Origin of the sequence: Pseudohongiella sp. O18, from assembly GCF_021729085.1 — a bacterium.
In the GTDB taxonomy this organism is placed as follows: domain Bacteria; phylum Pseudomonadota; class Gammaproteobacteria; order Pseudomonadales; family Pseudohongiellaceae; genus Pseudohongiella.
On the sequence record NZ_JAJSAR010000001.1, the window covers coordinates 1,187,937 to 1,210,481 of the forward strand.

20 protein-coding genes and 1 pseudogene are annotated in these 22,545 nt (G+C 55.1%); 3 read left to right on the forward strand and 18 right to left on the reverse strand.

The genetic code is table 11. The features are described from left to right. Positions 1 to 70: 70 nt before the first annotated feature. The 3 genes from glnG to glnA all read right to left on the reverse strand — a co-directional run bounded on the left by glnG (position 71) and on the right by glnA (position 4,186). Entirely contained in the window at positions 71 to 1,498 is a 1,428-nt protein-coding gene (gene glnG / locus LVD14_RS05235) for a nitrogen regulation protein NR(I) (protein WP_237132981.1), read from the reverse strand. 20 nt (positions 1,499 to 1,518) lie between these two features. Continuing rightward, complete coding sequence (glnL, locus tag LVD14_RS05240; RefSeq protein ID WP_237132982.1) at positions 1,519 to 2,643, reverse strand: nitrogen regulation protein NR(II); 1,125 nt, start codon at positions 2,641 to 2,643, stop codon at positions 1,519 to 1,521. A gap of 136 nt (positions 2,644 to 2,779) precedes the next feature. Beyond that, positions 2,780 to 4,186 carry a type I glutamate--ammonia ligase gene (glnA, locus tag LVD14_RS05245; protein ID WP_237132983.1) on the reverse strand — a complete coding sequence of 469 codons (1,407 nt, stop codon included), beginning with the start codon at positions 4,184 to 4,186 and terminating at the stop codon, positions 2,780 to 2,782. 360 nt (positions 4,187 to 4,546) lie between these two features. Here glnA and thiI point away from each other — a divergent pair, with 360 nt between their 5' ends. Further along, positions 4,547 to 6,004: a tRNA uracil 4-sulfurtransferase ThiI gene (gene thiI / locus LVD14_RS05250; RefSeq protein ID WP_237132985.1), complete on the forward strand. Its 1,458-nt coding sequence runs from the start codon at positions 4,547 to 4,549 to the stop codon at positions 6,002 to 6,004. On the opposite strand, the gene LVD14_RS05255 is transcribed toward thiI, so the two are convergent. The 3 genes from LVD14_RS05255 to LVD14_RS05265 all read right to left on the reverse strand — a co-directional run bounded on the left by LVD14_RS05255 (position 6,001) and on the right by LVD14_RS05265 (position 9,915). Continuing rightward, positions 6,001 to 7,152: a HupE/UreJ family protein gene (locus LVD14_RS05255; protein WP_237132986.1), complete on the reverse strand. Its 1,152-nt coding sequence runs from the start codon at positions 7,150 to 7,152 to the stop codon at positions 6,001 to 6,003. The two genes, thiI and LVD14_RS05255, sit on opposite strands and share 4 nt — an antisense overlap. 2 nt (positions 7,153 to 7,154) lie before the next feature. Further along, entirely contained in the window at positions 7,155 to 8,372 is a 1,218-nt protein-coding gene (locus tag LVD14_RS05260; protein WP_237132987.1) for a hypothetical protein, read from the reverse strand. A 94-nt stretch (positions 8,373 to 8,466) separates the two neighbouring features. Further along, positions 8,467 to 9,915, reverse strand: a complete 1,449-nt coding sequence (locus LVD14_RS05265; protein WP_237132988.1) for a DUF4331 domain-containing protein — start codon at positions 9,913 to 9,915, stop codon at positions 8,467 to 8,469. Positions 9,916 to 10,303: 388 nt separating this feature from the next. On the opposite strand from LVD14_RS05265, the gene typA reads away from it, so the two are divergent. Further along, complete coding sequence (gene typA, locus LVD14_RS05270) at positions 10,304 to 12,130, forward strand: translational GTPase TypA (protein ID WP_237132989.1); 1,827 nt, start codon at positions 10,304 to 10,306, stop codon at positions 12,128 to 12,130. Between the two features lie 33 nt (positions 12,131 to 12,163). Further along, positions 12,164 to 12,601: a D-aminoacyl-tRNA deacylase gene (gene dtd / locus LVD14_RS05275; protein ID WP_237132990.1), complete on the forward strand. Its 438-nt coding sequence runs from the start codon at positions 12,164 to 12,166 to the stop codon at positions 12,599 to 12,601. Between the two features lie 66 nt (positions 12,602 to 12,667). Here dtd and tatC read toward each other — a convergent pair whose 3' ends face one another. The 12 genes and pseudogenes from tatC to LVD14_RS05335 form a co-directional block, all read right to left on the reverse strand. Further along, positions 12,668 to 13,438 carry a twin-arginine translocase subunit TatC gene (tatC, locus tag LVD14_RS05280; protein WP_237132991.1) on the reverse strand — a complete coding sequence of 257 codons (771 nt, stop codon included), beginning with the start codon at positions 13,436 to 13,438 and terminating at the stop codon, positions 12,668 to 12,670. A 517-nt stretch (positions 13,439 to 13,955) separates the two neighbouring features. Further along, positions 13,956 to 14,163: pseudogene (tatB, locus tag LVD14_RS05285) on the reverse strand (Sec-independent protein translocase protein TatB); the annotation flags it as partial. Between the two features lie 39 nt (positions 14,164 to 14,202). Beyond that, complete coding sequence (gene tatA, locus LVD14_RS05290; RefSeq protein WP_237132992.1) at positions 14,203 to 14,451, reverse strand: Sec-independent protein translocase subunit TatA; 249 nt, start codon at positions 14,449 to 14,451, stop codon at positions 14,203 to 14,205. Between the two features lie 59 nt (positions 14,452 to 14,510). Then, on the reverse strand, positions 14,511 to 14,855 hold the full coding sequence (locus tag LVD14_RS05295; protein WP_237132993.1) for a phosphoribosyl-ATP diphosphatase: 345 nt from the start codon (positions 14,853 to 14,855) through the stop codon (positions 14,511 to 14,513). A gap of 9 nt (positions 14,856 to 14,864) precedes the next feature. Continuing rightward, on the reverse strand, positions 14,865 to 15,272 hold the full coding sequence (gene hisI / locus LVD14_RS05300) for a phosphoribosyl-AMP cyclohydrolase (RefSeq protein WP_237132994.1): 408 nt from the start codon (positions 15,270 to 15,272) through the stop codon (positions 14,865 to 14,867). Between the two features lie 17 nt (positions 15,273 to 15,289). Then, entirely contained in the window at positions 15,290 to 16,861 is a 1,572-nt protein-coding gene (gene ubiB / locus LVD14_RS05305; protein WP_237132995.1) for a ubiquinone biosynthesis regulatory protein kinase UbiB, read from the reverse strand. 10 nt (positions 16,862 to 16,871) lie between these two features. Further along, complete coding sequence (gene coq7, locus LVD14_RS05310; protein ID WP_237132996.1) at positions 16,872 to 17,516, reverse strand: 2-polyprenyl-3-methyl-6-methoxy-1,4-benzoquinone monooxygenase; 645 nt, start codon at positions 17,514 to 17,516, stop codon at positions 16,872 to 16,874. 78 nt (positions 17,517 to 17,594) lie between these two features. After that, positions 17,595 to 18,890, reverse strand: coding sequence for a phosphoribosylamine--glycine ligase (purD, locus tag LVD14_RS05315; RefSeq protein ID WP_237132997.1), 1,296 nt, complete (start codon positions 18,888 to 18,890; stop codon positions 17,595 to 17,597). A gap of 29 nt (positions 18,891 to 18,919) precedes the next feature. Continuing rightward, positions 18,920 to 20,491, reverse strand: coding sequence for a bifunctional phosphoribosylaminoimidazolecarboxamide formyltransferase/IMP cyclohydrolase (purH, locus tag LVD14_RS05320; RefSeq protein ID WP_237132998.1), 1,572 nt, complete (start codon positions 20,489 to 20,491; stop codon positions 18,920 to 18,922). Between the two features lie 51 nt (positions 20,492 to 20,542). Continuing rightward, a complete protein-coding gene (locus LVD14_RS05325; RefSeq protein WP_237132999.1) occupies positions 20,543 to 20,842 on the reverse strand; it encodes a helix-turn-helix domain-containing protein in 300 nt (99 codons plus the stop codon). A gap of 7 nt (positions 20,843 to 20,849) precedes the next feature. Continuing rightward, entirely contained in the window at positions 20,850 to 21,875 is a 1,026-nt protein-coding gene (gene dusB, locus LVD14_RS05330; protein ID WP_237133000.1) for a tRNA dihydrouridine synthase DusB, read from the reverse strand. Continuing rightward, complete coding sequence (locus LVD14_RS05335) at positions 21,872 to 22,495, reverse strand: DUF3426 domain-containing protein (protein WP_237133001.1); 624 nt, start codon at positions 22,493 to 22,495, stop codon at positions 21,872 to 21,874. The genes dusB and LVD14_RS05335 overlap by 4 nt, the downstream gene beginning before the upstream one ends. Positions 22,496 to 22,545 lie beyond the last annotated feature (50 nt).

Below are 22,545 nucleotides of genomic sequence, written 5' to 3' on the forward strand. Positions count from 1 at the left end.
GCCACAGACGAGGGCGTCGCGTCCACGCCTGAAGCTACACAGGCAGAGCTAGCAGGCGCGGGGCGAGAGATCAATCTTCGTCAGCGTCGCCGCCCGAATCCTCGATCTCCAGCTCCTTGATCTTACGGGTCAGGGTGTTGCGACCCCACCCCAGTAACTGCGCTGCATCCCGGCGCCGACCGAGAGTGTGTTTCAAAGCGACATTGATCATGGTGCGCTCAAACTCCGGTGTAGCCTGATCGAGAATGGCCGAGTGCCCCAGATTCAGCTCCTGGTTTGCCCATTCCTCCAGCAACTGTGTCCAGCTGCCTGAACCGCTGCTTTGTGCCTGATGATCCATCAGTTCTGGCGGCAGGTCGTCAATGCGGACTTCGCGACTGGAAGCCATCACGGTAATCCAGCGGCAGAAGTTTTCCAGCTGACGGACGTTGCCCGGCCAGCTAAGCCCCGTAATGTATTTCTCGGTTTCCGGGCGCAGCACTTTGGCTTCAGCATCCAGCTCCTCAGCGGCCCGTGCCAGGAAGTGGCGGGCCAGACGTGGGATATCCTCGCGGCGATCACGCAACCTCGGAATGTGAATGCGGATCACGTTCAGGCGGTGGAACAGGTCTTCCCGGAACAGGTGCTGGCCGACCAGCTTTTCCAGATTCTGGTGTGTTGCCGCGATAATTCGTACATCCACTTTGATTGGCGTTGTGCCGCCAACTCGATAAAACTCACCGTCAGAAAGAACACGCAACAGGCGAGTCTGCGTATCGGCGGGCATGTCGCCAATTTCGTCAAGAAACAGTGTGCCGCCATTGGCTTGCTCAAACCGGCCGGTGCGGTGAGTCGTGGCGCCGGTGAAGGATCCTTTTTCATGGCCGAACAGTTCGGATTCAATCAGATCCTTGGGAATGGCGGCCACGTTTAGAGCAATAAAGTGCCTCTCCCTCCGTGGGCTGTGCTTGTGCAGGGCATGAGCGACCAGCTCCTTACCTGTGCCGGACTCACCGTTAATAAGTACCGTGATATTGGACTGAGACAAGCGGCCAATGGCCCGAAAGACTTCCTGCATCGCTGGCGCTTCGCCGATGATTTCCTTGCTGTTCTCCAGCGTGGGCGCAGGAATGTCCATGTGCTGTTCACGGGCATGCTCCAGAGCGCGCTGAGTCATGGCAACCGCTTCATCAATGTCAAACGGCTTGGGCAGATATTCAAATGCGCCGCGGCTATACGATGAGACAGCGCTGTCCAGGTCAGAGTGCGCCGTCATGATGATGACCGGAAGACTGGGGAAGCGAGTATGTACCGTCGACAGCAAATCCAGGCCGTTAATACCAGGCATCCGGATATCACTGATGATGGCATCAGGTCGGTCTTTTTCCAGGCGGTGCAGCAGGTCGTCGCCGTTATCAAATGAGTGTGTACTGACTCCCGCGCGACTCAGAGATTTCTCGAGAACCCAGCGGATGGACTTGTCGTCATCCAGAACCCAGACCGTGTTGTGTTTGTTCATGACATATTACTCCGTCAAGGCTACTTGCCAAACTGGCCACTGCCGATGTCGTTGGATGGAATGGTCGGCGTGTTTACCGGCAGGTAAATGGCAAAACACGTGCGGCCAGGTTCGCTCTTGCATTCGATAATGCCTTTGTGTTGATTGACAATTGAGTGTGCAATAGACAGGCCAAGTCCAGTGCCTTCGGCCCGGCCGCTGATCATCGGGAAGAAAATATTGTCTTTTAGCTCTGCTGGAACGCCCGGGCCGTTGTCGATGATATCGATACGCGTCACCAGTCGGTGATAAACCGTGCCGATGGTGATATTGCGCATGATACGGGTGCCCAGTTCGATGATGCCCGAGCGATGTTTTACATGAGGACTTTCCAGGGCCTGTACGGCATTGCGCACAATATTTAGAACGGCCTGTATCAGCTGCTCAGAGTCACCCTGAATTTCCGGAATGCTGGGGTCATAATTGCGAACCACGGTGATATCCATGTTGCGTACTTCAGCCTCGACCAGGTTGCGCACACGTTCGAGCACTTCGTGAACGTTAAGCGTACGGAACTCCATGGGCTTTCTCGAGCCAACCAGGCGATCGACAAGCTTGTGCAACCGGTCAGCCTCTTCGATGATCACACTGGTATAGTCGGTCAGGTCGGTATCGGCAGGCAGTTCAGAGGCCAGCAGTTGCGCAGCCCCGCGAATGCCGCCAAGCGGATTTTTAATTTCGTGCGCCAGGCCGCGAACCAGTTCCCGGGTTGTTTCATGTGTAGAGATCAGGTTCTCATCGCGACTGATGCGCTCAGCATAGTTGATGCCCTGAATTTCCATGACCAATGCAACTTCATCCATATCGGTCATGGGTGTGATCGTGTAGTCCACCTGCAGGGTCTTGCCGTGCAGAAGGTGAATCTGGGTTTTGCGTTTGGTAAAGCTGTGACCCTGCTGAAGGGCCGTGCGAATATCCGCGATATCCTGATCGCCATTGACCATGATGTCGCCGATAAACGACTGATTGAATTGTCGGCCGCTGATGGCCAGCAGACTTTCCGCTGCAAGATTCAGGTAGCGCAGCCGCAACTGATCATCCATCACCAGGATGGCCGTGGACAGTGTGTCCATCAGTCGGCGGTATAATTTGGTGCTACTCAGCATGAAATGTCCGTCAGTCAGTTAATCGTGGGACTCATTAACGCAGAGATCCCTTCGCGCTGTTCCAACAAAAACGCCTGGCTGGGGAGCCCGGCCAGGCGCTTTGTTTTAACCATCAGATGATAGTGACAAGCAACCCTTACAGGCTGTAGTACATATCAAACTCGACCGGATGCGTTGAGCTGTTCAGGCGTGTGCAGTCCTGACGCTTCAGTTCGATGTAACCATCTATCAGGTCGTCACAGAATACGCCGCCTTTCTTCAGGAACTCGCGATCCTGGTCCAGAGCATCCAGCGCTTCGTCCAGAGAGAAGCAAACGCGTGGAATTGCTGCTTCTTCTTCCGGCTCCAGGTCATACAGATCTTTGCTGGCTGGGTCGCCAGGGTGGATCTTGTTTTCGATACCGTCCAGGCCAGCCATCAGCAGGGCTGCAAAGTACAGGTAAGGGTTGGCTGTGTTGTCACCAAAACGCACTTCGATACGGATCGCTTTCGGGTTGCCGCCCAGTACGTATGGGATACGGATGGAAGCGGAACGGTTGCGTGAGGAGTAGGCCAGCAGTGTTGGTGCTTCGAAGCCTTTTACCAGACGCTTGTAGCTGTTGGTTGAAGCGTTGCCGAAAGCATTCAGTGCCTTGGCGTGCTTGATGATACCGCCAATGTAGTACAGAGCAGTTTCTGACAGGCCAGCGTAGCCGTCGCCTGCGAAGGTGTTCTTGCCATCTTTGGAGATAGACATGTGAACGTGCATACCAGAACCGTTATCGCCTACCAGTGGCTTGGGCATGAAGGTTGCAGTTTTGCCGAAAGCGTGTGCTGTGTTCAGTACGCAATACTTGAGGATCTGTACTTCGTCAGCTTTGTAAACCAGAGTGTTGAACTTGGCACCAATTTCACACTGACCAGCGTTGGCCACTTCGTGGTGGTGCAGTTCGATGTCCAGACCCATGGCAGTCATGGTGTCGCACATTGCGCCACGCAGATCGCTCAGTGAGTCGACTGGAGGAACGGGGAAGTAACCGCCTTTGACGCGAGGACGGTGACCCAGGTTGCCGCCTTCAATGCTCTTGCTGCTTGACCATGCGGCTTCTTCACTGCCGATCTTGAAGAAAGAGTAGTCCATGCCAACGTGCCACTTGATTTCGTCAAACACGAAGAACTCGTTCTCAGGGCCGAAAAACGCCTTGTCACCGATGCCGGTAGACTTCAGGTATTCTTCTGCACGGCGTGCAACAGAGCGTGGGTCACGGTTGTAACCACCCATGGTGCGTGGCTCAATGATGTCGCAGCGCAGGTTCAGTTGTACTTCATCAGAGAAGGGATCGATGACGGCAGTAGTGTCATCCGGCTTCAGGATCATGTCTGACTCGTTGATGCCTTTCCAGCCGGCTACGGAGGAACCGTCGAACATCACGCCGTCCATGAAACCTTCATCGACTTTGTCGGCCGGGAAGGTAACGTGCTGCTCTTTGCCCTTGGTATCGGTGAAACGGAGATCAACCCATTTCACGTCATTTTCTTTAATCATTTCTAATGTCTTAGACATTCCTGATCCTCCGAGTGATCGAGAATTAATAGTGGCCTCCCCGATCTGAAGTCGGGTGCGGACACAGGTTAAAGGTCTTGCAATAATCTGCTCTCAACAAGCAGGGGAATCGGCACTATAATGTTTTGGTTGCCGCCTGACCCCCAGTGCACTGAGATGAGCAAGACTCATGCCACAATGGAAGGTGTGGTCAGGCCTTGAATATCAAGCAGTTAACACATGCGTCCTGTTTGTGATGCACCAAATAAGTGCATTGTGCAGCTACATGCACTGGTATAGTGCCTATCGCCCTGTTTTAAGGCAAGCTTTTACTGACAATCCTAGTTTTGTCTCATATTCCCCAAAATCCAGAGGTAGTTAATGCTTTATGTAGTACGTTTTTTTCCAGAAATGACCGTCAAATCACGACCTGTGCGTATGCGACTGGTCAAGGCGCTGCGCCGCAATCTGCGCATTATCCTGCAGCGACTGGATGAGAAGATTTCTGTGGTTGGCAATTGGGACATTCTGGAAGTTGATACCGGGGACCTGGACCAGGCGCTGGAAAGCGGCGTCCTTGATGCATTGCTGAGCACGCCGGGCATATCAGTGGTAAGGCCTGTGGAGAAGCTCCCGCTGCCGGAGAGCATCGAAGAAATTGCAGAGTCTGTGCTGCTGCACTATCGTGGTGCATTGGCCGGAAAAACCTTTGTGGTGCGCTGCAAGCGTACCGGCACGCATGACTATTCATCCGGCGATATCGAGCGTCAGGTGGGTGGGTATCTGTTGCACAACAGTGATGCTAAAGGGGTAGACCTAAATAATCCCGAGATCACGGTTCGAGTCGAAATCCGTCACAAGGTTCTTTACGTCGTCAAAGAACAGATCAATGGCCTGGGTGGATATCCGCTGGGAACTCAGGAGCAGGTGCTGTCACTGATATCGGGCGGATTTGATTCAGCAGTTTCCAGTTTCATGACAATGCGCCGCGGCCTGCAGACACATTTTGTTTTCTTCAATCTGGGTGGCAGGGAACACGAGTTTGCGGTGAAAGAGGTTGCGCTTTATCTATGGATGAAGTTTGGCTCTTCACATCGCGTGAAGTTTGTCAGCGTACCGTTCGAGGGCGTCGTGACGGAGATTACACAGAAGGTCGACAGCGGCCACATGGGCGTCATACTCAAACGGCAGATGCTGCGTGCAGCAGAGCGCATAGCGATTGGTATGCGGCTACGAGCACTGGTGACAGGGGAGGCGATTTCTCAGGTCTCCAGCCAGACGCTGCCTAACCTGAATGTCATTGATCGAGTCTGCGACATGATGATCCTCCGGCCATTGATCGTCACTGACAAGCAGGAAATCATCAATACAGCCCGAGCGATAGGCACCGAGCCCTTTTCAGTGAATGTGCCCGAGTACTGCGGCGTCATTTCAGTGAAACCTACCACTCACGCCAAACGCAGCCGTGTAGAGCACGAAGAGCGTCAGATGGATCCGGCGGTGCTGGATGCTGCCATCGAAGCCAGTGAATACCAGAGCATTGACCGGGTTGTCGAGGTGCTCAACAGGCGTGATGTCGAGCCTCCAGAGTTTTCTGTGGCGCCCCCGGAGGCTGTGGTCATCGACATCCGCCACCCCGACGAGCTGGAGCGGGCACCATTTGAGCTTTCAGGTCATGAAGTGCTGCAGGTGCCGTTTTTCAGGCTGGCGAGTCAGTTTGCGACAATGCCACAGTCACGCCAGTACCTGCTGTATTGCGACAAAGGCATGATGAGTCGACTGCACGCCTCGCATCTGAAAGATGCCGGCTATGCGAATGTTGGTGTTTTCAGGCCCTAGGACAATACCGGTACCGACAGTGACAGCGAGCGTTCCAGAAGCCACAGTACACCAAACACGGTGATGACCAGGCCGGCGGTGCCGAGCGCAAGCCGCCGGCTGAAAGTGGCCCTGCCCAGCAGGGCCAGTATTGGCACCAGCACCAGAACAATCGCGATCTGCCCCACTTCGACGCCAATATTGAAGCTCAGCAGGCTGCCAAAAAGCAGCTGTTGAGGTAGAGCGAGATCGCCCAGCACGCCGGCGAATCCAAAGCCGTGAATCAAGCCGAATATGAAGGCGAACTGCCAGGCACGTGTTCTGAACAAGGGATAGAGTATGTTGATGCCTGATATCGCCACAGATAGCGCGATGACCGATTCCACAAATCGCCCGGGCAGGGAAACCACCTCAAGTGTGGCCAGTATCAGTGTTATGGAATGTGCGATTGTGAAAGCGGTAACAACTTTGATGACGTCGTAGAAATACGTGCTGAACGGTACATTCGCAGGTTGTTGCTGGCCGGTGGCGCCTGGAGTTTTGACCAGTACGATGGCCACCAGAAGGGCAAGCAGAAAAAGGATGTGATCCAGTCCGATCCAGATGTGCCAGATGCCCTCAATGAAAAAGGTCCATAGATATTCGGCATCTGATGGAAGTTCAGTGTCAATCTCATATGTCGCAGTGTCGGGTGAGAAAACCCTGACATAAGTCTCATCGTTGCTCCGCAGACTGAGTATGCCTCTGTGTGCAGAGTCGATGTCGAACATCAGGCTGTAACTCAGGGTGACTTCCGCGACGCCATTGCACAGACCGGTAATCGGCAGGTGAACAAAAGGACCCGCATTCAATTGCTCGATCATCAGCGTGCCAATTTCAAGGGAGCACGGCTGGCCGTCGGACGCCATGGTGAGGCGGGAAGCTGCGTATTCTCTGATCTGTGAACGGTGCTGGCTAATTTCACCCCATGTAATGGCTGAGTCGGCGTTGCCATCCAGGCCAATTGCCAGTTCGAGGTCCTCGACGGCAATCAGCCAGTGACCCGAAACACTCTGCTGATCCAGTGAAAGGTTCAGGTAGCTGTCACTCAAGGTGTGCGCGCTGAGATTGCCCGACGCAACAAGGCACAACAGCGGCAACACAAATATGGACATCAGTCTGCGTTTCATGATTACCTCGCGCTGCCAGTAGCAATGAGTGTGTCGAGAGCTGCGTACTGCATGCCAGTGCTGTCCGTCCAGTCACGCAGGTTTTCTATAACGTCCTGACGCGAAGCGGCAGCTGCCGCTTCGGCCAGCAGCAAAGCATCAGAGGGCTCTTTCTGGGAGGTCCAGTTTTTCATGGCTGCCTCCAGTGCGGCTTCAGGACGGCCCTGAATGTCCAATGCGAAACGGGCAAACTCCTTAACGGGCAAATTCTCTCCTCGCCGGTAGGCAGTCTCAAAATAAACCTCCAGTTCTGCGATCAATGACTCTGCGCGGTTGCTGTTGGCCGCATCCGGTGAGGAAAGCAGTGCGTTTGTCAGCATCACGCCAAGTTCTACATTACTTGTTGGATCCGGTTCTGATCCCAGCAGCGCGATCACGTCGCGGTATCTTTCCTGCTGGAGCAACCACTGTGCATAGTTGTTCAGCAAATAGGTGTTATCTGGCGCCATTGTCAGAGCTGCAAGGTAGTGCTGGCCAGCCATATCATTTTCACCCAGCCGGTGTGCTATTGTGGCGATCGTAATATGTACTTCCAGCAAGGCCTGGCGACTCATCGGGCGGCCGGAGTCAAGTTCCTGCGTCAGTGTGTCTAGTGCCGTATCAGCCTTGCCAGTGACCCCGTCTAGCTGTGCCTGACAGTTAATCTGGAATGCTCGCTCCACGCGGTCTACAAGTGCATCGCAGCTTTTCTGTGTCAATGGGTAGTGAGCCGTTACCAGGCCTATCTGTGCCTGAATCATTAATGCCTGTGCGTTACCTGGCTCTTCTTCCAGAACGCTACGAAGTTCATCCAGTGCAGGCGCGAATTCATGATTGTGTTGCAGCACGGCCGCAGCAATCAGCCGCAGCGACACCGGTTTGCTAACGTTGTCTGGCCACTGTTCAATGATCGCCAGCGTTCTACCGTAAGCCCTGGGATCCTGCTCGCTCAGCGCCAGTTGATAGGATCGATATGCCTGGGCGAACAACTCTTGAGGATTGTCATTGCGGCTGCCTTCAGTGGCGCGCAATTGTTGGGACATCGCCACCACTGCGCTCGGCAGGCGCGTGATGATGGTGTTGTCGTTGTCTGGTATGTACGGTGCGGCTTGAGCGGCCATGGCGCAGCAGGAAATGCCCAGCAAAAGGGTTTTTCTGAGATTTGGAGCAAAAAGTTTCTGCGCATTTCTGAAAACCAACATGTACCTGCCCTCGCAGCTTGAGAAGTATTCTGATGAGTTCTGAGTGCATAAGAATTCGCCAGACAGGGGTGATCCTGCCTGGCGAACAGATCGCTTACTGAACCGCTGAACCAGGCAGAGGTTCATTCAGGTAAGGGAATGAGGTTTTAAAATCCCCTGCAGATACGGTCGTCTGATCCGTGAACGGTGCAGTTCGGTTGGGCGCTACTGCAGGATCACTGATCAGGGCGCCCATCATTACTCGCAGGGCAATGTCGACAACATCGTCACCCGGGCGGCGGCCGTTCGGGAAGCCAGCGTTGTCACCGGCCAGTACGCCCATGTTTTGCTGCTGTGACGGCATGGCAGGCGCAATGGAGGTGTTAAGCCGCAGCATCTCACTCCGCGGGAAGGTGCCGTCAGCGACTGATGCTGGCAGGTTCAGGCCAGGTACACCAACAACGGCATCTACCAGGTCACTGCGCGGTGAGTTGGTTGGAGCCACTGCACCTGCATCCTGGAACAGTACTTCCAGTAAGTAGGGCAGCGTCGGTTTTTCCACGTAGGCGGCGAACTGCGCGTCGTTGACGGGATGGCTGCTGTTGAACTTGTCCTTGTCAGGCAGGCCGATGATTACCTCGTTCACCAGTGGGAAGCCCAGGCGTGATACCTGCATGGGTTCGCCGCCGGCCATATCCAGGCTGGCAGTGGTCCATGCGCCGATAACAGGATCCTGATCAACAAGACAGTTGGTGGGGATTTCAAGCGCCAGGGAGGTGACGTTGGTATCACCAATCGGGTTGGCAACGGCATCAGCGGCGCCAAGCGGGTTCAGGTTGACCAGGTCGAATACCTGTCCCAGATTTACTGCAAACCCTTCTTTACGCTGGCCCACAAACACGCGTCCCTGGGTCTGGCAGCCCGGAATGCTGATGGGGTAGATATGTGCACTGGCGTAATCGGCATAGTTTGGGATGGATTTGGTGCCGATATTGTCTACTGGCTTCCGGAAGGTCGTGGTTTGCGTGGTAACGTTGGTTACCGCTTGAGCGGTACCAGTCCTGGCGTTGCCGCGAATGACGTCCAGAGTATACTCCTGCCGCGAATTGACCGCGCTGGTGTCAGTTGCTCCCGGCCCGATGGCACCGGCGTTGATCAGCGGAATTGGAATGTTTTCGCCGCCGACTGGGACAGCAGCACCTGCCAGGATGGTTGAGAAATCAAAGCGAAAAGTGATGTCCTCCATGGAGTCACCGGTGTTGTCGATGTGGATCTCATAGATTCCGGCTGTCTCCAGGTCGAAATAGTTTGGCCCGCCGTAGGCCGCCTGTAGCGGAAAATAGTTGGCAATCAGGGTGATGTAGTCCTGGCGGCCAGTCTCATAACTCCTGAACATGTACAGGTCTGTGGCATCCAGGCGGGGCAGGCCGGCAATCATGGGTGCCTCACGGTGGCTTGACGCATAGCCTAAAGCCGAGCAGCCCAGCAGTGCCGCTGTCAGAGCGCTGACCTTCAGGCGCATGTATTTGTTACTTTCTCTTGTCTTGCGGTTATGTCTTTGCATGTTGTGCTCCCATATATGGTTGGGTCGTTGCGTGAGTGTTCACTCAAATCCGTGTGAAAGCGTCGTCGTGTAAAATTTCTATGCTGCTTTCTTTCGGTCTTGTTCCCGGGCTTACGGCCTGGTCTCTCAGCTGGACCTGATAAAAAGTCTTTGCTTGCAAGGCAGTGTCATGATCTGTGACGTGCATCCCAGTTCGGTGAGGAAATCGACTGATTTTGTGAACTGGTTCCGGGGCGGGTAGGTGCAGCTATTGAGCTGACTACAAACTCTGTCGCGCCAGCGTCATGGTAATCAAAACTGTCGTGGTGTATAATTCGCGGCCATTTTTACGCGTCCGCATAGGGCGCTCCAGTCCCAGCGACGCGCTCGCAACCACAGGTAATCCGCAGTGATCGAGAAAATCCGCAACATCGCCATTATTGCTCACGTTGACCATGGCAAGACCACCCTGGTTGATAAACTTCTGCAGCAGTCCGGAACGCTCGGAGATCGCGGGAGCGCGGTTGAGCGTGTGATGGACTCCAATGATCAGGAAAAGGAACGCGGCATTACGATCCTGGCGAAAAATACCGCCATCAACTGGAACGGTTATCACATCAATATCGTCGACACGCCCGGACACGCTGATTTCGGCGGCGAGGTGGAGCGTGTAATGTCCATGGTGGACAGTGTATTGCTGCTGGTTGATGCGGTTGACGGCCCGATGCCGCAGACGCGTTTTGTGACCCAGAAGGCATTCGCTCAGGGCCTGCACCCAATTGTTGTCATCAACAAGGTCGACCGTCCCGGATCCCGTCCGGACTGGGTGCTGAACGAAGTATTCGACCTGTTTGACAAGCTCGGCGCAACCGACGAGCAGCTGGATTTCCCGGTGGTTTACGCATCTGCATTGAACGGTATTGCCGGTCTGGAAGCTGATGAGCTGGCCGACGACATGACACCCCTATTCGAGACAGTGGTCAAACATGTACCGCCACCGCCGGTAAACGCCGCGGCGCCATTCAAAATGCAGATCAGTGCCCTGGACTACAACAGCTATGTGGGTGTTATCGGTATCGGCCGTATCACCGGTGGTGTGGCTAAACCCAATATGCAGGTTATTGTTGTCGATCGTGAAGGCAAGGAACGCAAGGGCAAGATTCTGCAGGTGAAAAACCACCTTGGCCTGGAGCGAGTAGACGTGCAGGAGGCCACGGCTGGCGAGATCGTCTGCATTACCGGTATCGACAAGCTGAATATTTCCGATACGCTATGTGATCCTGATCATGTTGAAGCCATGCCGCCTCTGACTGTCGATCAGCCCACGATCAGCATGACATTCCAGGTCAATGATTCGCCTTTTGCGGGTCGTGAGGGCAAATTCGTCACGACACGTAATATCAAAGAACGGCTGGAACGTGAGTTGATCCACAACGTGGCGCTGCGTGTTGCACAGGGCGAAAGCCCCGACAAATACAAAGTATCCGGCCGTGGTGAGCTGCACCTGTCCGTATTGATCGAAACCATGCGTCGCGAAGGCTTTGAGCTAGCCGTATCACGGCCGGAAGTGATCATGAAGGAAATCGATGGTGTGCTCAGCGAGCCATTCGAAACACTGGTTATCGACTGTAACGAAGAGCACCAGGGTTCCGTGATCGAGGAGCTGGGTCTGCGTCGCGCCGAAATGCAGGACATGTTGCCTGATGGCAAGGGTCGTGTACGCCTGACCTTCGAAATTCCAACGCGCGGCCTGATCGGTTTCCGCTCGCAGTTCCTCAGCCTGACCTCGGGCACCGGTATGATGAACCACGTGTTCGATCACTATGGTCCGGCCAAGGCAGGTGATCTGGCCAAGCGTAAAAACGGCGTGCTGGTCTCGATGGTGACCGGCAAGGCGTTGGGTTATTCGCTGTGGGCGTTGCAGGAGCGCGGCCGTCTGTTTATCGATCCTAACGTGGAAGTGTATGAAGGCATGATTATCGGCCTGCACAGCCGCGACAACGACCTGGTGGTGAACCCGATCAAGGGCAAGCAGCTGACCAACGTGCGTGCATCGGGTACGGATGAAAACATTGTCCTGACGCCGCCAGTAAAGCATTCCCTGGAGCAGGCCATGGAGTTTATCGATGAGGATGAGCTGGTGGAAATTACACCTGCCAACATCCGGATTCGTAAAAAGCACCTGACTGAGAGTGACCGCAAGCGCGCCAGCCGTGGCGGTGCCGCTCGCGGCTGACAGACTGGGCTGGATTGACGGGGGAGCCTCTGCATGATTGCACTGATTCAACGCGTCAATCACGCCAGCGTCAGTATTGCAGGCAGCGAGTACAGCCGCATCGGCAAAGGATTGCTGTTGCTGCTGGGTCTGGAGAAGCATGACACGCTGGCCGATGGCCAGCGTCTGCTGAGCAAAGTGCTGGACTACCGGGTCTTCGCCGATGCTGAAGGGAAAATGAACCTGAGTTTGCGGGCGATTGATGGCGAGCTGCTGCTGGTCTCACAGTTCACTCTGGCTGGCAGCACGGACAAAGGCCTGCGCCCATCTTTCTCGTCGGCCATGGCGCCAGGTCCTGCCCGCGAGCTTTACGATCAGCTGGCCGACTGGCTGCTGCAGGCCCACTCTGCCACAAAAACAGGGCAGTTCGCTGCCGACATGCAGGTCAGTCTGGAAAACGACGGACCGGTGACCTTCCTACTTAACTCCTGAGCAGGCCTTGGGAGGCTATTCTATCCATTGCCAGAGCCACTGGTGGCGCTGCTTCCTCTGCCTGGCCTACTGATTCTCTGACGCTTCCTGTTCAGCTTTTTTGCGCAGGAAAACCCGGCCGAAATAAATACCGGTTTCAAACAGCATCCACATCGGAACGGCAAGAATGGTTTGAGTGAAGGGGTCGGGTGGCGTCAGCAACATCGATATGACAAAACAACCAACGATAACGTAAGGGCGTTTAGCCTTCAGATCATCCGGTTCGAGTATGCCTGCCCAGATGAACAGGAATACCGCGATAGGTATTTCGAATGCGAAACCAAACGCAAAGAATATCTTAAGGACAAAGCTCAAATAGCTCGCAATGTCGGGTGCTACTGCTATGCCCTCGGGTGCCACCGATACAAAAAAGCTGAACACGATGCCGAACAAAACAAAATACGCAAAGGCCATGCCAGCATAGAAAAGTAAAACGCTGGAAACGAACAGAGGAATCGCCAGTGACTTTTCATTTTTGTAGAGGCCGGGCGCGATGAATGCCCATAATTGATAAAGAACGTAAGGCGCGCAAACAAACAGGGCGGCGTAGAACGTTAATTTAAATGGTGTAAAAAACGGCGATGTCGGATCGATGGCGATCATGCTGGTATCAGGCGGCAGCACAGAGACCAGCGGGGCAGCAACGTAGGCGTAGATATCATTGGCGAAATAAACCAGGCCCAGAAATACCAGTAATAGCGCGGCCACACACTTAAGAATTCGGTCGCGCAATTCGACCAGATGGCCGATCAGAGATAGCTCTTTCTGATCATCGTGGATGGGGGTGTTTTCGCTCATGATGATTTGCTGTCGTCGGCGTCGGGTTTGTCAGAGTCAGGCACAAACCGTCCACCCTGAGTTGTGATACGGCCGGTTGGCGGCGTATTGTAAAAATCCTGTTTGACCGGTTTGGGTTTCGGTGTCGGATCCGCTGACTGCGATTCGTGAGATGCTACGGAAGACTCATCTTCAGGCGTAGAAGTGTGTTCTGCTGTGGTGGACGTCTCGCTAGTAGAGGTATTGTAACTTGATGAGGTCTCTTTACTAACAGAGGACTCTTTACTAGCTGAGGACTTTTTATCAGCTGAGGGCTCTTTATCAGCTGAGGGCTCTTGACCAGCTGAGGGCTCTTTATCCGCCGGGGTAGCCTTGGCGGTGGGCTCTGTTGGGACGCCCTCTTCGGCACTGCTGGTGACCGGTGTTACCCCGCGCGCATTGTCCAGAGCCTGCTTGGCCTTTTCACTGCTTTCCTTGAAGTCCTTGCGGGTATCTTCGACCAGTTTGTTGGCGTTCTTTTTGGCTTTTTCGATATCGGCAAGAATAGATTCGTTATGCAGCTGACGCCGGATGTCGTCTGCATTGAGTTGCTGTTCTATCTCGGCTTTGGCCTTGTTAAAACTGCGCTTGGCACGACCGACCCAAAGCGCGCCTGTACGAATGGCACCTGGCAGCTTTTCGGGGCCCAGCACCAAAAGTGCTACGACGCCGATAAGCAGCAGCTCCATAAACCCAATATCAAACATCGCTCAGATCCTGTGGTGCTGCCCGCCAGGGCATGCAGCTTACTTGTCCTGCGTTTTTTCGGTGCGGGCACTCGTGGTTGCGCCGGTCTGTTCCTTGTCTGCTTCCAGCTGCTCGGGCTTTGAGTCCTCGTCGCCATCCTTGTCTTCGTCTTTCATGGCATTTTTGAAGCCCTTCAGCGCGCCGCCAAGGTCAGTTCCCAGGTTGCGCAGTTTTTTGGTGCCGAACAGCAGCACGATGATCAACGCGATGATTAAAAGTTGCCAGATACTGATACCGCCGATTCCCATACTTCCTCCGAAGGTTCTGTCTGCGTGATAGCGTCAGGCGACAGACCTGTTATCGTTACTTACTGTTGCGATCTGGCTGCCTTTTCGTCCAGACCAGATATGTTAAAACGCTTTGCCAGTTCTTCCAATACCTGCTCGTGGCTCAATCCGAGGTGGCTCAGCATCACCATGCTGTGAAACCACAGGTCTGCCGTCTCGCCTATTAGTGCCTGTGCATCTTTGCCGGCCTCGACATCCCGCGCGGCGAGAATGGTCTCAACAGCTTCCTCGCCCACTTTTTCCAGGATTTTGTTCAGGCCCTTGTGATGCAGTGAAGCCACATAGGATGAATCCGGAGTCGCAGATTTGCGCTGCTCCAGCACCTTTGCCAGTTCTGTCAGTGTGTCTGAAGTGGTTTGAGTCATGCCACGCCTTTACTGCTTTTTGTACAAGGACGCAGGGTCAATCAGGACCGGGTCAATAACCTGCCAGTCAGCCTGCTCATTGTCACCCTGCAGCTGTTTGTAAAAACAGCTCTCACGTCCGGTATGACAGGCCACGCCGCCGACCTGGTCAACCAGATAACAGACTGAGTCGCCGTCACAATCCAGCTGGATTTGACGAATGTGCTGCACATTGCCGGACTCTTCGCCCTTGCGCCAGATTTTCTGGCGTGAGCGTGACCAGTAAACTGCGCGGCCTTCCTGCTGGGTCAGCCACAAGGCTTCGCGGTTGATCCACGCCAGAGTCAGCAGTCTGCCGCTGGTGGCGTCCTGAGTGACGACGGGGACCAGACCGTTACTGTCCCACTTGATCTGGTCCAGCCATGCTGCATTTTTCATCAATTCAGTATGCTCTTTCATCGGCCAAAATACAAAGCTGCCAACAGGGCGCTGGCCATGACTATGATAGCGAACATGGCCCTGCGCTCGCTGCGTCGCTGTCGCTCCTCGCGCGCGCGCTGCTCAGTCAGCACGTGGGAGAGCGTGTTGTTCAGCGCTTCCACCTGTTTGTGCTGATTCAGGCTGTCCAGCACCAGTTGTGGCAGGTGCGGGGCCTGTTCAACCCAGTCAGGGACATTCTGTTTAAGCTGCTTCCACAGCCAGGAAGGCTGCATGCGCTTGCGATTCCAGCGCTCCAGAAATGGTAGCGCAGTCTGCCACAGATCAAGCTCCGGGTATAGCTGTCGACCCAGTCCCTCGACGTTGAGCAGGGTTTTCTGCAGCAGCACGAGAGACGGTTGTACTTCCATATTGAAGCGACCGGCCGTGCGAAACAGCTGGACCAGCAGATATCCGAAAGAGATGTCTTTTAAGGGTTTTTCAAAGATCGGTTCGCATACCGTGCGCATCGCCGCTTCGAATTCAACCACTTTGGTATTTTTGGGAACCCAGCCACATTCCACATGCAGCTCGGCGACTTTCCGGTAGTCACGCTTGAAAATCGCCAACAGGTTGCGCGCCAGATATTGTTGATCGTCGCGGCTGAGTGAGCCAATGATGGCGCAGTCTATGGCGATATAACGCGGATTCAGGGGGTTATCTGCATCCACAAATATATTGCCGGGATGCATGTCGGCATGGAAGAAGCTGTGTTCAAAGACCTGTGTGAAAAATATCTCTACACCGGTCTCAGCCAGCTTTTTGAGATCAACGCCGCGTTCCCTGAGAGTGTCGATATTGGAAACCGGTATGCCATGTATACGTTCAGTGACCAGCATGTTGTCGCGACTTATATCCCAGTAAACGCGGGGCACATACAGCAGTGGAGAGTTCTCGAAATTACGTTTTAGCAGGGTGGTGTTGGCACCTTCCGCGGTCAGGTTCAACTCATTCAGGATCACGTGCTCGTAGTCGTCGATTACTTCACGTGGTCGCAGGCGGCGTCCATCGGGTACATACCGCTCGACCAGCCGCGCTATCCATTTAAGCACGGCGATATCCTGACGTATTATTTCGCCGATGCCGGGGCGAAGCACCTTGATGACAACCGCGGTTCCGTCAGGCAGTGTGGCAGCGTGCACCTGAGCGATGGAAGCGGACGCCAGGGCATCTGTTTCCACGCTCGCGAAATGTGACTGCCACGGCGACTCCAACGTCTGTTCAATTACCTGCAGGATACCGGGCTCTTTAAAGCCTGGTACTTTGTCCTGAAGGCTCTGCAGCGCTTCACTGACCTCGTAAGGCAGGAAATCGCGGCGGGTTGACAGCAGCTGGCCAAATTTTATGTAAATCGGTCCGAGCTCTTCCAGCGCGCTGCGCAGTCGCACCGGGGCTGGCAGTTTTCGCACTGAAGAGAATGCCCAGGGTAAAGCCAGCAGGCCCATCACCAGGCGCAACGGGATAGATTTGGCCGTCAGTGGGCTAAGGTGATGCAGTCGGTACTTGGCCGCAACCGAGATGATCCTTATCAGGCGTGGCAGGTGCGACACAGGCGTTGCCTCAGAGGCGGCGGGTCAGCGTTTTCATGACCCCTGCCATCAGTTTCATGCCAGTGCGCACGGGAAGTGGCAGTTCTGCGCCACCGGCTGCCATGGCTGCTTCGCCGTGTTTTTGCTCGTCTGTCATCATCTGCTGCACCACAGCACGGCTACGGTTGTCATTGGCAGGCAGCTGATCCAGATGTTCACCCAGGTGTTCGCAGACCTGGCGTTCGGTTTCGCCAACAAACCCCAGGCTCCAGCGATCACCAATCAGGCCGGCTGATGCACCCAGGCCAAAGGACAGCGCGTAAAACGCCGGATTGAATACACTCGGACGGCTGTCCAGCTCTTTCAGTCTGTCCTCGCACCAGGCAAGGTGATCGATTTCTTCCTGGGCGGCATGATTCATCGACTCGCGCACCTGCGGCAAACGCGCCGTCAGCGCCTGGCCCTGATAAAGAGCCTGAGCGCAGACTTCGCCGGTGTGGTTGATGCGCATCAGACCCGCCGCAAGCGCTCGTTCAGTTTCGGTCAAATCGCCGTCGTCCACCGAGCTGGCGGGCGAGGCCCTGTCAGCGTGGCTGCTGCCGGGAACCAGTGTGTGGAGTGCCTGGTCAAGTTGCAGCACCAGACGATCAGCCAGGCTGTAGTGCTCTTGTTGCATGCGACTCATCCCTTGTTACTGCGAAATTGTTATCGAGTAAGCACCAAGCTTATTCGAGATTGTCAGCAATTACGATTGTTAAGAACGACCCTGTTCGCGCGCTATGGCCCGATGGCCAATATCGCGTCGATAGTAGAGTTTATCCCACTCAATCTTTTCTGCCAGTGCATAGGCGGCCTGCTGGGCCTCGGTGACAGTGTCGCCAAGCGCAACAGCACACAGTACGCGACCGCCGCTGGTTACTATGCGTCCATCTTTCAGGGCAGTACCGGCATGGAATACTTTGCCACTGTCGGACTCGACGGCTTTATCAAGACCCGATATGACCGCGCCCTTGTCATAGGCATCAGGGTACCCACCACTGGCCAGCACCACACCGATACTGGCGCGGGTGTCCCAGTTTGCCTGCGCCTGATCCAGGCGTCCCTCGACAGCTGCCAGACAAAGTTCGGCGAGGTCTGACTGCAAACGCATCATGACAGGCTGCGCTTCGGGATCACCAAAACGGCAATTGAACTCAATGACATTAACTTTGCCGTCAGGAGAAATCATCAGGCCAGCATACAAAAAACCAGTGTAGGGGTTACCTTCTGCGGCCATGCCCTCGACAGTTGGTCGAATGACTTCGGCCATGATCCGTTCATGCACTTCGGGGGTTACTACGGGCGCGGGAGAGTAGGCACCCATGCCGCCGGTATTGGGGCCACGGTCGCCGTCGTCACGCGCTTTATGGTCCTGTGAAGTAGCCATCGGCAGTACGTTCCTGCCGTCCACCATTACAATAAAGCTGGCCTCTTCGCCGTGCAGGAAGGTCTCAATAACAACACGACTGCCAGCGTCACCAAAGCGATTGCCTGACAGCATATCGCGAATGGTCGCGGCGGCTTCGTCCTGCGTCTGCGCGATGATCACGCCCTTGCCGGCGGCCAGACCATCGGCCTTGATGACAATGGGTGTGCCCTGTTGCTGCACGTATGCAATGGCCTGTTCAGCGTCGGTGAAATTCTGGTAACTGGCCGTCGGAATTTTGTGACGGGCCAGAAAGTCTTTGGAGAAAGCCTTGGAGCCTTCCAGCTGGGCCGCGCCCCGGCGCGGACCGAAACACTTGAGGCCCTGCTCGGTGAAGTAGTCAACAACACCTGCCACCAGTGGTGCTTCCGGGCCAACAACGGTCAATTCAACGGCATTGGCTCGGGCGAATTCTACCAGCGCCGGAAAATCCAGTGGATCAATCGCTACGTTCTCAAGGCCATTCTCAGTGGCCGTTCCCGCATTGCCGGGCGCCACGAATACCTTTTTAACCGCAGGGGACTTGGCGAGTTTCCATGCCAGGGCGTGCTCACGACCGCCGCTGCCCAGTACCAGTACGTTCATATAAGTGTTCTCTGTTTCTGTGGTGGCTATCAGTGACGGAAATGGCGGATGCCGGTGAAGACCATTGCCATGCCAGCTTCGTCGGCCGCGGCGATGACTTCTTCATCACGCATGGAGCCACCGGGCTGAATGACCGCTGTAATGCCAGCTTTGGCTGCTGCATCAATACCGTCGCGGAACGGGAAGAATGCATCTGACGCCATCACAGAGCCGGCTACCGCCAGGCCTTCATCTTCTGCCTTGATGCCTGCGATCTTGGCGCTGTATACACGGCTCATCTGGCCGGCGCCTACGCCAATGGTCTGTTGTTTGCGGCAATACACAATGGCATTGGATTTCACGAACTGTGCGACTGTCCAGGCAAACATCAGATCTGCCAGTTCCTGCTCCGTAGGCTGGCGCTTACTGACTACTTTCAGGTCGCTGTGACTGATCTGGTGATTGTCCCGATCCTGAACCAGCAAACCACCATTTACGCGCTTGTAGTCCCAGGCGTCGGCAGGTTTCTCTGGCCACTCACCACAGGCCAGGACGCGCACATTTGGTTTAGCTGACAGCACGTCCAGCGCTTCGTTGTGTACGGAAGGAGCAATGATCACTTCACTGAACTGCTGCTCGATAATGGCCTTGGCCGTAGCCGCGTCCAGCGGTCGGTTGAACGCAATGATGCCGCCAAACGCCGACGTCGGATCGGTCTTGAAAGCCAGTTGATAGGCCTGTTCGATAGTTTCGGCAAGCGCGACGCCGCAGGGGTTGGCATGTTTGACAATGACACAGGCGGGTTGAGCAAAGCTCTTCACGCACTCCAGCGCAGCATCCGTGTCAGCAATATTGTTGTAGGACAGCTCTTTGCCCTGCAACTGTTCAGCTGTGCTGACACTGGCTTCCTGCGGGTTTTTCTCGGTGTAGAAGGCTGCATTTTGATGCGGATTTTCGCCGTAGCGCAGATCCTGCTTTTTGACAAACTGGCTGCTGAAGGTGCGCGGGAACTGGCTGCCAGTAATGGTCTTGCCGAGATAGTTGGCAATCGCCGCATCGTAAGCTGCAGTGTGTTCGAAGGTCTTGGTTGCCAGATCAAAGCGCGTCTGTTGTGTCAGACCGCCGTTGTTCTGCTTAATCTCCGAGATGATGGTCTCATAGTCAGACGGGTTGACCACTACGCCCACCCAGGCGTGGTTTTTGGCGGCAGCGCGCAGCATGGTCGGGCCGCCGATATCGATGTTCTCGATCGCCATATCAAGATTGCAGTCAGGACGTGCCACCGTGCTTTCGAACGGATACAGATTGACCACCACCAGATCGATGGGCGGTATGTCGTTTTCGCTCATGACTTTGCCGTCGATATCGCGTCTGGCCAGAATGCCGCCATGCACTTTTGGATGCAGCGTCTTGACGCGGCCATCCATCATTTCCGGAAAGCCTGTGTAATCGGCAATTTCCGTGGCGGGAATATTGTTGTCCTGCAGCATGCGGTAAGTGCCGCCAGTGGACAGGATTTCTACACCTGCCGAGTGCAGGTCGCGTGCAAATTCAACAATACCGGTTTTGTCCGACACGCTGATAAGGGCGCGACGGATGACTGCTGTGTTCTCAGTAGACATAAGCTCGATTTCTAGGTTTATAAGCGGGTGGGAAAGGGCGGATTAACGGCATTACACGCGCAATCCATATTGCCTGATTTTCTTGCGTAGAGTACCACGATTGAGCCCCAGCATGGTAGACGTGCGGCTCTGGTTACCTGCGTTGTGGTCAAGAACTGCCTGTATCAGAGGGGGCTCGACCTCGCTCATTACCAGGTCGTAAAGATTGGCGACCAGGTTCTCGTCTTCCTCATCAATATCCGACAGATACACTGCCATCGAGCGCTCAACAGCCTGACGCAGGCTGAATGGTTCGGCGATATCGGTGGGTGTGGGTGCGCCCATCTGTTGCTCAGTGGTATCTTTTTTCATGCGAGTCTTATTGTGTCAGGCTGAAACTGGCTAAATTCTCGTGGTAGTCGGCAAGTATATCACGCTGTTCCATGACATCACGGCTGTCCATGAAGCGGGATTTGAGCTCTGCGCCAGCTGGCAACTCCTGGCTGTACCAGTCGATGTGTTTGCGCGCGAACAACGCCCCTTTGAAGTCACCATAAAAAGCGTGCAGGGCGCGGATGTGATCAACCATTAGCTGGCTGATAGCCTGGGCCGGGGGACGTTCGGTCGTTTTACCGGATTGCAGAAAGTCGTGGATCTGCCGGAACAGCCAGGGACGTCCCTGCGCGGCCCGCCCGATCATTACACCGTCTGCCTGCGTGTAGTCCAGCACAAACTTTGCCTGCTCGGGAGACGTGATGTCGCCGTTGGCGATCACCGGAATGCTGATTTCCTGCTTGATGCGGGCAATGGTGTCGTATTCTGCATTGCCTTTGAAGCGGCATTCGCGTGTACGTCCGTGAATGCTCAGCATGGCGATCCCGCAATCCTCAGCAATGCGGGCGATCTGCGGTCCGTTCCGTTGTTCGCGACTCCAGCCGGTGCGGGTCTTTAGAGTCACTGGCACTGGCACCGCGGCTACCACAGCGCGCAGTATTCTCTCGACCAGCTCGGGATCCTGCATCAGAGCCGAGCCAGAGGCACGTTTGAGCACTTTCTTGGCGGGGCATCCCATGTTGATGTCGATTATTTCAGCACCCATCTCGACATTCTTTCGCGCCGCATCGGCCATCATGTCCGGATCAAAACCGGCAATCTGGACAATCTCCGGCCCACATTTGCCTGAGCGTTTCAGGCGCAGGCGGTTTTTTTCGCTCTGCCAGACCTGTGAGTCGGCAGGCACCATTTCGGCAATGGTTAAAGTCGCACCCTGCTGCAGGCACACTTCACGAAACGGCAGGTCGCTGACACCAACCATGGGCGCCAGAATGACGGGCTGCTGCAGAAAGTGTTTGCCCAGGTAGAACCCCTGCGGCATGGTGTCGGCATTAAGTCCGATGGCGCTCATGGCTGAATCGCTCGTGGCAAGGAAGCCGGTTTAACAAACTGAATGTCGTAGTTTACGGCATTGCTGCCAGGTTCGGTAAACTCGATCCGGGCAGATGCCACCTCGCCGGGTTGCAGCGGGGCGGGTTCTGAGTCCGTGTCCAGGTAGTCGCTGGCTGACAGCTGGTCGCTGACCAGCAGGTCTCCCGACATACTGCTGAAACGGACAACGACGTCTGGCATGGGTTGCGCATAGCTGCCGCGATTCTGGAAACTGAACTCGAGCAGGGCCGTGTCAGCCAGAAACGGGTGTTCCCGGTAGTCGAGCCCGCTTATTTCGAAAGCCTCTGGATCTACCCGAGTCGGCAACTGAAAGGGGCAGCGATCAAGGCATGCTGTTTCGAGCCAGTCGTAAAAAGCAGGATGTGTCGCAGTCAGCTGTGGGCGGAACAGGAGCAGCTGCACAGGAATGGCCAACAGCAGACACAAAGCAGCCAGGAATGAAAGAGTCGTCCCAAGTATCCTGCGTGCGCGAAGTTTCCGTTCGGGCCGGGTTGGCCGGGCGGATGACTCCAGCTCCAGAGCTTCATCGATGACCGGAAGCTCGATTTCTGGTTTGTCTTGTTCAATGATGGTCCACATAGTCAGTTCGACAAGTCTCTATGCCAGATGCTGATAACCGGTTAACAGGA

Coding starts and splice junctions, on each gene's coding strand:
- purD (WP_237132997.1), bottom strand. CDS start 18,890: ATGAACGTACTGGTACTGGGCAGCGGCGGTCGTGAGCACGCCCTGGCA.
- glnL (WP_237132982.1), bottom strand. CDS start 2,643: ATGCTGAGTAGCACCAAATTATACCGCCGACTGATGGACACACTGTCC.
- glnA (WP_237132983.1), bottom strand. CDS start 4,186: ATGTCTAAGACATTAGAAATGATTAAAGAAAATGACGTGAAATGGGTT.
- LVD14_RS05255 (WP_237132986.1), bottom strand. CDS start 7,152: ATGAAACGCAGACTGATGTCCATATTTGTGTTGCCGCTGTTGTGCCTT.
- dusB (WP_237133000.1), bottom strand. CDS start 21,875: ATGAGCGCCATCGGACTTAATGCCGACACCATGCCGCAGGGGTTCTAC.
- LVD14_RS05265 (WP_237132988.1), bottom strand. CDS start 9,915: ATGCAAAGACATAACCGCAAGACAAGAGAAAGTAACAAATACATGCGC.
- glnG (WP_237132981.1), bottom strand. CDS start 1,498: ATGAACAAACACAACACGGTCTGGGTTCTGGATGACGACAAGTCCATC.
- coq7 (WP_237132996.1), bottom strand. CDS start 17,516: ATGCAACAAGAGCACTACAGCCTGGCTGATCGTCTGGTGCTGCAACTT.
- LVD14_RS05335 (WP_237133001.1), bottom strand. CDS start 22,495: ATGTGGACCATCATTGAACAAGACAAACCAGAAATCGAGCTTCCGGTC.
- LVD14_RS05260 (WP_237132987.1), bottom strand. CDS start 8,372: ATGTTGGTTTTCAGAAATGCGCAGAAACTTTTTGCTCCAAATCTCAGA.
- hisI (WP_237132994.1), bottom strand. CDS start 15,272: ATGAAAAATGCAGCATGGCTGGACCAGATCAAGTGGGACAGTAACGGT.
- LVD14_RS05325 (WP_237132999.1), bottom strand. CDS start 20,842: ATGAAAAAAGATACCACTGAGCAACAGATGGGCGCACCCACACCCACC.
- LVD14_RS05295 (WP_237132993.1), bottom strand. CDS start 14,855: ATGACTCAAACCACTTCAGACACACTGACAGAACTGGCAAAGGTGCTG.
- thiI (WP_237132985.1), top strand. CDS start 4,547: ATGCTTTATGTAGTACGTTTTTTTCCAGAAATGACCGTCAAATCACGA.
- tatA (WP_237132992.1), bottom strand. CDS start 14,451: ATGGGAATCGGCGGTATCAGTATCTGGCAACTTTTAATCATCGCGTTG.
- tatC (WP_237132991.1), bottom strand. CDS start 13,438: ATGAGCGAAAACACCCCCATCCACGATGATCAGAAAGAGCTATCTCTG.
- purH (WP_237132998.1), bottom strand. CDS start 20,491: ATGTCTACTGAGAACACAGCAGTCATCCGTCGCGCCCTTATCAGCGTG.
- dtd (WP_237132990.1), top strand. CDS start 12,164: ATGATTGCACTGATTCAACGCGTCAATCACGCCAGCGTCAGTATTGCA.